Annotated in this window: 10 protein-coding genes; 2 read left to right on the top strand and 8 right to left on the bottom strand. The window is 46.9% G+C overall.

The features are described from left to right. Window positions 1–117: 117 nt before the first annotated feature. The 3 genes from ACTRXG_RS14730 to ACTRXG_RS14720 form a co-directional block, all read right to left on the bottom strand. Window positions 118–300, bottom strand: coding sequence for a hypothetical protein (locus ACTRXG_RS14730; protein ID WP_474285675.1), 183 nt, complete (start codon window positions 298–300; stop codon window positions 118–120). 237 nt (window positions 301–537) lie between these two features. Continuing rightward, complete coding sequence (gene rhaM / locus ACTRXG_RS14725; RefSeq protein WP_474285673.1) at window positions 538–852, bottom strand: L-rhamnose mutarotase; 315 nt, start codon at window positions 850–852, stop codon at window positions 538–540. A gap of 100 nt (window positions 853–952) precedes the next feature. Continuing rightward, the gene (locus ACTRXG_RS14720) at window positions 953–2260 is read right to left on the bottom strand and encodes an MFS transporter (RefSeq protein WP_474262870.1); all 1308 of its coding nucleotides are present in this window, start codon (window positions 2258–2260) and stop codon (window positions 953–955) included. Window positions 2261–2601: 341 nt separating this feature from the next. Here ACTRXG_RS14720 and ACTRXG_RS14715 point away from each other — a divergent pair, with 341 nt between their 5' ends. Together ACTRXG_RS14715 and ACTRXG_RS14710 are read left to right on the top strand one after the other, a co-directional pair. After that, window positions 2602–3843, top strand: a complete 1242-nt coding sequence (locus tag ACTRXG_RS14715) for a hemolysin family protein (protein WP_474285672.1) — start codon at window positions 2602–2604, stop codon at window positions 3841–3843. Between the two features lie 190 nt (window positions 3844–4033). Next, window positions 4034–4852: an undecaprenyl-diphosphate phosphatase gene (locus ACTRXG_RS14710; protein ID WP_474281535.1), complete on the top strand. Its 819-nt coding sequence runs from the start codon at window positions 4034–4036 to the stop codon at window positions 4850–4852. Window positions 4853–4894: 42 nt separating this feature from the next. Here ACTRXG_RS14710 and ACTRXG_RS14705 read toward each other — a convergent pair whose 3' ends face one another. Genes ACTRXG_RS14705 through cpaB form a run of 5 tightly spaced genes read right to left on the bottom strand, consistent with a single transcriptional unit; the run spans window position 4895 to window position 10134 of the window. After that, window positions 4895–5800 carry a type II secretion system F family protein gene (locus ACTRXG_RS14705; protein ID WP_474285671.1) on the bottom strand — a complete coding sequence of 302 codons (906 nt, stop codon included), beginning with the start codon at window positions 5798–5800 and terminating at the stop codon, window positions 4895–4897. Between the two features lie 2 nt (window positions 5801–5802). Next, window positions 5803–6741, bottom strand: coding sequence for a type II secretion system F family protein (locus ACTRXG_RS14700; RefSeq protein WP_474285669.1), 939 nt, complete (start codon window positions 6739–6741; stop codon window positions 5803–5805). 1 nt (window position 6742) lies between these two features. Then, window positions 6743–8152: a CpaF family protein gene (locus tag ACTRXG_RS14695; protein ID WP_474285667.1), complete on the bottom strand. Its 1410-nt coding sequence runs from the start codon at window positions 8150–8152 to the stop codon at window positions 6743–6745. Then, window positions 8152–8976 (bottom strand): CpaE/TadZ family protein, encoded by an 825-nt coding sequence (locus ACTRXG_RS14690; protein ID WP_474285666.1) that lies wholly within the window; start codon window positions 8974–8976, stop codon window positions 8152–8154. Before ACTRXG_RS14690 ends, ACTRXG_RS14695 begins: the two co-directional genes overlap by 1 nt. Window positions 8977–8979: 3 nt before the next feature. Then, on the bottom strand, window positions 8980–10134 hold the full coding sequence (gene cpaB, locus ACTRXG_RS14685) for a Flp pilus assembly protein CpaB (protein WP_474285665.1): 1155 nt from the start codon (window positions 10132–10134) through the stop codon (window positions 8980–8982). Between the last annotated feature and the right edge of the window lie 6 nt (window positions 10135–10140).

Raw genomic sequence — 10140 nt, 5'->3', positions numbered from 1 at the left:
TTTTTAGTATACGACCCTTCGGGGCGCTTGCCTACAAAAAAACTGTCGAGAAAGGAGACTTTCTCGACAGCCTGAAAGAACAGCTGCCGGCGGCAGCTGTTCTTCTCACTATTATATTTATGCTTTTTCTTTAGAATCATCAGTTTCTTTTTTCTGCTTCTCCTGAGTGCTTTCATTTTTTTCCCTGTTAACTTTAGCCCGTTTTTTTATAAAATCCATTTCCACAGGAATATAGCCGCCTTCGTTCACCATGCGGTCTATTTCACGTTCATACTCTTCATCAATCAATCGGCGGTTCATTGGTACTCCCCCTTTTTACAGCTGAGTTTTATCACACGACTGAACCAGGGTTTTCTGCACCATTTACTTTATGATCTTCCGTTCACATAAGCGGCTATTCATCCGCATTCCCCCTCATGTCTTATATGTGGGTTTGAAGGCTATCATCTTTATACTTTTCTATTCCCGTTTTTCAGGATTTTGAACAAAAAAACTCCGCTGATAGGTTTTTTTCAGCGGAAAGAAGGCCGTGATTTTTCAATCGAGATGAAATACTTCTTCAAGCGGAGTGGTAATCGGGCTGTTATCTTTGTTTGTTTCCATTAACGGCGCCATTGCTTCCCACCACTTTTGATTGATGGAGGTCGATGCCATCTGCTGCCATCGTTCTTCACTCTCTATTTCAAGATAAGCAAACAGCCTGCTCGTTTCTTTTTCAAGGAAAATCGAATAGTTGGCTGCCCCGTGCTCCTTTAACGCCTTTTTCATTTCCGGCCAGAGCTGATCGTGCTTTTTAATATATTCCTCTACTTTTTCCGGGTACACGTACATAATGAACGCCAAACGCTTCATACTCATGGTCCTTTCTTCAGCCGTTTTATTTCAGGAGATTCCTGCCCTTAACAATAGAAGGAAGGAAAAAATAAATTCCCCTTCCTTCAGTAACACTTGCTTATTTAACCAGGTCTTCTTTTATTTCTGCTTCTTCGGTTGTCCCGTATCGTTCGAGCTGTATTTCCTCAAGCGATTTGTTGCGTGTTTCCGGCGCAAGGGTTAATCCCACCACCATATGCACTACCAAAAATCCGATCATAATCGCCCCGGCTGTCTGAAAACCAAACACCGTAATCAACGTTGGGATCGCGAGCGAAATCAAGCCGACAAATACCCGGGCAGTACAGAAGAGAAGTCCCTGGGCCGCTGCACGGTATTTTGTATGAAACAGCTCGGCTGACCACAGACCGTAAAATGCCTGTGCACCAAAGCCTGCTGCAAGTCCCCAGAGAATAACGAAAACGAGCAATTCTAAAGTACCCATGCCACCGAATGAAAGTACTGTCCAGGCTACAATACCCATCACGGCACTTACTCCAAAGATAAGCTTACGGTTTACTCTGTCGCCTAGTTTAATGAATACAAAATAGGTGGATAATACGGTCAGTCCCCAGAGAAAAGCCTGCAGGAGATTAGCCTGGGCTCCCGAAAGCCCTCCTACCGTTTCGTAAATATACGGCATAAAATAACCCATTACGCCGGCAACCATATTCCAAAATGTATACACACCGACAAGCAGCGTGATCGCATGCAGGTTGGCACGATTCGTAAACAGCTCTTTCATGTTTTCTTTGCTGAAGATCCCGCCTTTATTTTTTGCACGATCTTCTTTCTTTTGTTTTTCCCAAATCGCGGACTCTTCAATTTTCCGCTGAAAGAGCCAGGTGATAAAAGCGATTACAAAAAGCTGAAAGAAAATAATCCGGCTTCCAAGCAGTCCTAATGGGGCCAGGATTACGGACAATATAAAGACGACCGCAGGGCCCATTGACCAGGCAAACTGTCCCCAGCCGACACGTGCTGCCCGTTCTTTTTCCGGCGCTTCCTCAGCAATGTACGTCCAGGAAGGCGGAATTCCCGCACCAACGGAAATACCGGTAATCACGTAACCGATAAGAAGCATCGGAAAGGAAAAAGAGAAAACAATTAGTAGAATACCGAGCATGTAAACCAGCAGATTATACTTATAAATAAACTTTCTCCCATATCTATCGACTAAAAAGCCGCTGACAAGCGCCCCAAGCGCAGCACCGAACCCGTTGGCACTGAGCGCTCCGAGCAGTCCTACAGTGGCATCTGTAAGGCCCAGATACTGAACCCAGAGAGTGAGCCCGGCAGCCCCGGCTACAATTGATCCTGCTTCGAGGTAATTCGACATGGACACCGAAAGGGTAGCAGCCAGACTGCCTCTTTCCACTTTTTTCATTCCGTTTCCTCCTTAAAAATTACAGACTTTTCAGCTGACCTCCTTACAACAAACAAAAAATCATTCATTTAATCATCGCTTTTTTGTTTGTTTATGTTGTTTTTATTTGTATTTTTAATTGTAAAGGCTTACACAAATGAAAGTCAACATTTTTTTATTGTCCTTCTTCTTCTATTCTTTTTTATTTTTATTAAAAGCAAAATTGAGCAGAAAATCTTTTTGCATATTTAAATCTTACCGGACGCTTTTATGTTATTTTTAATGTTGGATAGTTGTTTGAAACGTTTAATTTACTGCAGCCAGGAAATAAAATATGAAGAAGACGCCAGTGGAGGGTACTTATGATAGCGGTTATTATATTATTTTTATTCGTTTCCTTCTTTTTATCCGGAAGCGAAACAGCTTTAACAGCAGCAAACCGGGCGCGAATGCAGTCCCGCGCCGACGAAAACGATAAACGGGCGAAAAATTTATTAAGGCTGACGAGAAAACCGGATGAGTTAATCACAGCCATCCTGATCGGAAATAACATTTCCAATATTATGCTTCCTACCCTCGTTACCGTGCTTGCCCTGAATTACAATTTTTCTGTCGGTATCGCTACTGCTATTTTGACATTTGTGCTTATCATTTTCGCAGAAGTTCTGCCTAAATCTATTGCTGCTACCTTTGCCGATAAGGTGGCCTACATAGTAGCCCCGGTGATTGCGGTGCTCGTATTCATTTTTAAGCCGCTCACATTTTTACTGAATTCTTTCACACGCGGGGTAATCAAACTGATTACCCGGGGCGAAGGGCCTTCACAGACATATTCTCGTGAAGAGATCAAAACCATGGTCGACGTAGCCTCTTCGGAAGGGACATTTGAAAAGCAGGAACAGGACCGGATTAAGCGTGTAATTGATTTTTACCGTAAGGATATACGTGACGTATTGAAGGTTCCGCGTATGGAGATTACCGGCATCCCAATCGAAAGCGATTTTCAGGAAGTGCGGGACATTACCATCAATCACAATCACACTCGGTACCCGGTGTATAACGATAATATGGATCATATCGTCGGTGTTTTTCATGCTAAGCTGCTGCTTATCTGGGCCGAACAAAGCGACAAAACCCTTAATGATTTTATTGATAACAACCCTTTGTATGTAGTAGAGACCAATTCTGTCGACAACGTGTTCAAACGAATGCTTAATGAGCAGAAGCACCTTGCCGTCGTGCTCGATGAATACGGCGGTACGATGGGTATGGTCACCCAGGAGGACATTATCGAAGGGATGATCGGCCAGGAGATTGAAGACGAGCACGATACCCGCTCTGAGCAGCTTATTGAGGAGCTGACCGACGAGGTTATTATCTGTGATGGGAAGCTCGCCATCAGCCGCTTCAACGAAATTTTTAATACCAGAGTGGAAGAAGAAGAGGATATCATTGCCGGGCTGCTGTACCGGGAATTTGATCATATTCCTGAAGAAGGAGAAACTCTCCAGTATGAAAATCTTCATTTTGAAGTGCTGACAATGGATAACAATCAGATCAAACGCGTACGCGTCGTAAAAGAAGAGGAAGAAGAGGAAGACTAATACACTTGAACCCGGAGAGTAATTCTCCGGGTTTTTGCTTGTATAATACTGATGCATCAGTACTTTAAGCACGTAAACTTTTAGTAGCTTTTCCCAAAAAACGTGATAATCTGAAAGTAGCTGTAAAAATCGAAAACTTTTTCTGCAGGAACAGAAAAAGAAGCAAAGAAAGTGGAAGGTAAATCAGAATATGAGTATGTGGGAACTGTTTGTGGCGCTGCTGTTGGGTATCGTTGAAGGGCTTACCGAGTTTGCCCCTGTGTCTTCGACTGGTCATATGATCATTGTCGACGACATTTGGCTCCGGTCCCACGAGTTTTTAGGTACCGAGGTGGCCAATACCTTTAAAGTGGTTATCCAGCTGGGATCGATTCTGGCAGTTATCGTTGTGTTTCGCCAGCGTTTCCGGGACCTGCTTGGATTTTCCAAAAAAACAGAGGCCTCACACAGAAAACTTCGTTTAAGTCATATCATTGTCGGTCTGCTGCCTGCAGGCATTCTCGGTCTTTTGTTTGAAGACTTTATTGATGAGCACCTTTTTTCCGCGCGCACTGTTCTGATAGGTCTGGTAATCGGCGCCTTTCTCATGATTGCTGCTGATTTGTTCCAGCCAAAACAGGTTATTCAAAGCGTAGACCTTATTACATATAAAAAGGCCCTTCTGATCGGCTTCATTCAGTGTTTGTCGCTTTGGCCCGGCTTTTCCCGTTCGGGGTCTACGATTTCCGGCGGTGTTCTCCTCGGGCTAAGCCACCGGGCAGCAGCTGACTTTACATTTATTATGGCTGTGCCAATTATGCTCGGAGCAAGCGCCGTTTCTCTTGCGAGTAAATGGGAATATTTCACCGCCGGCATGATGCCATTTTTTGCTGTCGGCTTTGTCAGTGCCTTTTTATTCGCCTTGGTGTCGATCACATTTTTCCTGAAGCTTATCAACAGGATCCGCCTGATTCCATTTGCTTTGTACCGCATTGTATTAGCTGCAATCGTATATATCGTTTATTTTTAAACACAAAAAAGGAGTCTTTTCCGCTTAAGGAAGAGACTCTTTTTAAAATGCATCCATAAACTGCAAAATAGCCGGACCGAGAAGCACGATAAATAACGTGGGAAATATAAACAGGACAAGAGGGAACATCATCTTGATCGGCGCTTTCATCGCTGCTTCCTCCGCGCGTTGACGCCGGCCTTCCCGCACATCCTCCGCCTGAACCTTTAATACATTTACCATTCCAATACCAAGCTTTTCCGCCTGAATGATATTATATATAAAAGCGTTCAGTTCATCGACTGTGAGTCTTTCCTTCATACCGTTCAGCGCGTCTTTTCTCGTCCGGCCGAGCCGGAGCTCTTCCAGGCAGACTTTAAATTCATCAATCAGAACCCCGCTTTTCCTGGCGGTTACATTATTCAGGGCCGCGTCAAACCCGAGCCCTGATTCCAAACAAATTGTGAGGAGGTCCAGTACATCGGGGAGTTCTTTCAAAGCTTGTTTGTTTCGATTGGAGGCTTTCATTTTTAAATAATATCCCGGCACGAACCAGGCGAAGGCCAAAGCAAAAACAGTCATAAGGACCGCTGGAAGCATTGGTGCCCCGGCCAGCCACAAAAAAACAGCGGCCGCGAGAGGCAGAGTAACCATCAGAATTCCACGGAAGATATTAAAATCTACAGGGTTCCATCCAAAGGGACGTCCTGCCTGCAGCAGCCGGTGTTCAAGCTCTGTGACTTTACCACGGTTCATCCTGCGCTGATAAAGCTTTTTTAACTTTTTCCACCCAGGCTGCACAACGCGCTCGTAAAACGTTGAATTTTCTTCTGGCTCTTCTTGCCGGTCAGGATAAAAGTACGTCTGAATCCGGCGCTCGATCACGTATGCTTTGTCAAAGCGGTAGCTGAGCAGGGTGTAGACAGAGAGAGTTACAAAGGAAAAAAAAGCAGCATATAGGATGACCATTTCTACACCTCAATCGTTGTAATTTTCCGGACCAGGATAAAGCCTATGACTCCGCCAACTGCAGCTATGCCAAGCATAATTCTGCCGATTGGTTCGATAAATAAAGTCATTATATACTCGGGATTTATCACATAAATGACGGCTCCAATCCCCACCGGCAGAAGGCTGATAATAATCCCGGAAAGCCGCCCCTGAGCCGTGAGCGTCTTTACCTGGTTGGCTATTTTTTCCCTTTCCCGTGTCGTCTCTACAATTTTATCCAGCAGGTAGGCAAGGTTGCCCCCCACCTGACGCTGGATCAGCAGCGCTTCGACAAGAAGCTCCAGATCCCCGCTCGGCATACGCCGTTTCCAGTTGTTCAACGCCTCTTCCATAGTGCTGCCGTATTGGATTTCCTTCAGAACTAAATGAACTTCTTCTTTAATCGGCGGATCCGATTCCTCCGAGACCATCTTGAGAGACTGCTGGAAGCTATGACCTGCACGAAGAGAGCCAATGATTGTCGTCAGCATGTCGGGAAGCATCTGATTAAATTTTTGCAGACGCTTCGATTGTTTTTTCTTCAGCCATACCGACGGAATAGCATAGCCGATCACCCCTCCGATAGCCAAAGCCCCAATAAGATTTGTGAGCAGATAAAATATCCCACCACTGATGACTACCGCAAACCAGCGAAACACCCGGAATTCTTCAGCTTTTACCGGGATCCCTCCCGCACTCAGCTGCTGCTCCAGAAGCTCTTTTTTTCTTGTCGGCTTTTTTTTACGGATCAAAAGCAGCTTGAGCTTTTCATTCGCTTCACGGAAAGCACCTTTTACAGAAAGCGGCTTTGCTGGTGCCTTTTCTTCTCCGGTATTAACTGAGGAAATGGCCATGCTCCCGGCGCTGAGCAGAAGAAAACAGGTAAGAAATACACCTACAAACAGAAGGGGTAAAAGCATTCTAGTCCACCACCCGTTCTGTAAACAGGGAGGATGGAAGATGGATGCCCCCGCGCTCCATCTGTTCATAAAAATGCGGGCGGACGCCGGTCGGAACAAGTTTTCCGATGATTTTTCCGTTGTCATCAACGCTTTCCTGCTGAAACGTAAATATTTCCTGCAGGACGATAATATCGCCTTCCATTGCCTGAACTTCTGTAATGCTGGTGATCCGGCGCGTGCCGTCCCGCAGACGGGACTGCTGAATGATAACATCAAGAGCCCCTGCGATCTGTTCACGTATCGCCCTTATCGGCAGATCCATCCCAGCCATCAGCACCATTGTTTCAAGCCGGGAAAGCATATCCCGCGGGCTGTTCGCGTGACCTGTGGCAAGAGAGCCGTCGTGCCCCGTATTCATCGCCTGCAGCATATCGAGCGCCTCCCCGCTCCGGACTTCCCCAATCACAATTCGGTCCGGACGCATCCTCAACGAATTTCTCACCAGGTCCCTGATGGATATGGCTCCTTTGCCTTCAATATTTGGCGGCCGCGTTTCCAGTGAAACGACGTGTTCCTGACCTAGTTGCAGCTCAGCGGCATCCTCAATCGTTACAATGCGATCTTCATTGGAGATAAAGGAGGACAGCACGTTCAGCGTTGTTGTTTTCCCGGATCCTGTACCCCCGCTGACAAATATATTCAGCTTGGCCTGCACACAGGCTTCAATAAAATCTGCCATTTCGCTGGTAAGCGTACCAAAGTTCACAAGGTCATGGATCGTAAAAGGGTCCTTGGAAAATTTTCTTATCGTTATAGTAGGCCCCCCAAGTGCAAGAGGGGGAATGATAGCATTCACCCGGGAGCCGTCCTGCAGGCGTGCATCCACCATCGGGCTGCTTTCATCCACCCGCCGTCCCAGAGGCGCCACAATCTTTTCAAGCACCTGCATCACATGTTCGTTGTCCCGAAATACAACATCTGTGAGCGTCAGCTTTCCGTTCCGTTCCACATATACTTTATCCGGGCCGTTCACCATAACCTCTGAAACGTCTTCATCCAACAGCAGCGGGTTAATCGGCCCATAGCCTGTTAAATCATTTTTAATATCTTCGATCAGGGCTCCCCGTTCGCGGATTGGCGGAAGCTGTTCGTTTTCTTCAATCACTTCCGAAATAATGTCTTCAAGCTCCGGGACGATGTCTTCCACATCGTCATTTTTCCGTTCCTTTAAGATGTATTTAAACACCAGGCTTTTCACTTCTGCATGGCCCGGGGGACTGACTGGTTTTGCCGGCTTTTCCTTAACCGTTTCTTTCTGCTCCGGTTTTTCCTGCGGCACTTCCGCAGAGGTTTTCCGCTTTTCTCCCTGGGATGGCACGACCGTTGATTCGGGCTTATTTTTTGCTTCCAGGCGATTCATCAGCCCCATTATTGATCATCTCCCGGTGTCGATTTAGTTTTACGCAGCAGCCGATGGATGAGGCTGCTGGAAGAGGAAGCTTTTGCCTCTGGAACGGGCAGAAGCGTGTGCCCTATATGCTTTATCCTTTTCACAATTTCCGCTTTCGGATAGTCAATTACAAATGGCACCCCGGTGTCCATTGCTGTTACCACCCGGCTGCTGTCCTCCGGGAGATAAAAGATTTCCTTTACTGCAAAAAGACCTGAAAAGTCCTGCCCGGTCATTTTACCTTTGACGGTGGCCCGGTTGACCACGACGCTGCATTTATCCTTCATTCCCAGAGCTTTAAGGGTTTCGATCATCAGGCTTGTATTTTTTAATGAAGCCATACCGTTGGTGGTGACGATGAAAATATCATCCGCCTGTTCAATAAAAGAAAGGCTGCGGTCATTCAGCCCGGCTGCCGCATCCACTATTACCAGATCATTGTCGTTTTTCAATGAAGCCCCTACTGCAGAAAGCTGCGCCTCGTCTATAAGATCGGCATACTCCGGTCGGGCCGGCGCTGCCATTACGTGGAATCCTTTTTCATGCTTGATACAAAAATTCTGCAGACGGTCCTTTTGTACAGGCTTCGCTGCATCCAAAATGGTGGAATAAGGATCGATATCCAGTGCCAGCGCAAGATCCCCAAACTGCAGATCCCCGTCCACAGCCGTCACTTTCTGGTGCTGGGAAGCGAGATAAACAGCGAGGTTCGCCGTCAGCATAGTCCGTCCTGTGCCGCCGGAAGCACTGCATACAACAGCCATTCTCCCCTGCATTGGTCTGGTATCAGTTGTTTGTGCCACGCTCTACTCCCCGCTTTCCTCAAACTGGGTAATCCGGTTGCTGATCCACCCGGAGCCGTCTTCCCCGTATTCTACAAAAACCCACGTTCTGTTTTCCTCGTCCTGTTCAAACTGATTAGTGTATTCCAGACGGGTTCCGCTATCTACGATTTCCAGTACAGGAGCTTCGAGGCTAGGGAATTCCCGGATATTGGCGCGATACGTGTACGGTGAAAGTTCTATTGCCTGTTGAATATCTGCAGAAGAGTTGTTTTCTTCCGTTTCTGTCGGGGTTTCATCCTGTGGTATTGTTTCCCCGCCTGTTTCATTATTTTCTTTTCCGGAAGAACCGTCATCATTTTCTTCAGGTACCGGTGTTTCCCCGGCTTCCTGATTACTGTCAGTGGAGTCGTTTTCATCTGAATTTTCTACTGAAGGGGCGGTGACCTCCACGGCGTTATCAGCCGATTCTCCCGGTCCATCCCCCTCCGTAGCCTGACTGTATATAGATAGATGGAGATCTCCATCATCCTGGTTGGCGTTGATGATTTGTGCTGAGCCCTCCTGCGTCAGCTCAAGCGTCACCGCCTGGTATTCTGTCGTTTCTTCTTCCGTTCCTTCTCCTTCTTCATCAGGCGCAGCGGTTGACGTTTCCTGGAAGCGCTCGCCTACTGCAAGAACCCGGACCCTTTCAACCAGCACCTCTGTCTGCATTTCTGCATCTTCATTCATTCTGGTGGAAAGAACATCGACATAGTCGTCCGGCTCCAGCAGATACGACACGGATTCTTCATAATCCACGTTGACCGAGACTCCCCGTCTTCCCTCTTCTACCTGCTGGGCCAGCGGGGCATCACTGTCGTCAGCGCTCTGAAAATGGTTTTCGAGAATAACTTCCTCATCCGCAAGATCCGATTTCGCGTAGGTGCCGGTTACATCTCCGGGCTCACGGACTGCATTCGGATGCATCTGCTCTTCCGCTATTTCCACTGCTTCCACCATGTCCCCTGTTATTCTCGTTCCTTCGTCAATCGCTTCTGTGGCAGCTACTACTTCGACCATCTGTACGTCTGTTTCTTCTGCTTCTTCTGGTGCGTCTCTTGTAATAAATATGTAGAAAATCACCGTCGTTATCACGCCGGCTATTAAAGCGAACAGCAGCAATCTTTTTGGCCTCATGTTATC

Source organism: Marinococcus sp. LNSP9103-4 (assembly GCF_056034345.1).
The sequence above is the reverse complement of the archived record's forward strand: the minus strand, read 5'-3'. Positions and strand labels throughout refer to the sequence as shown.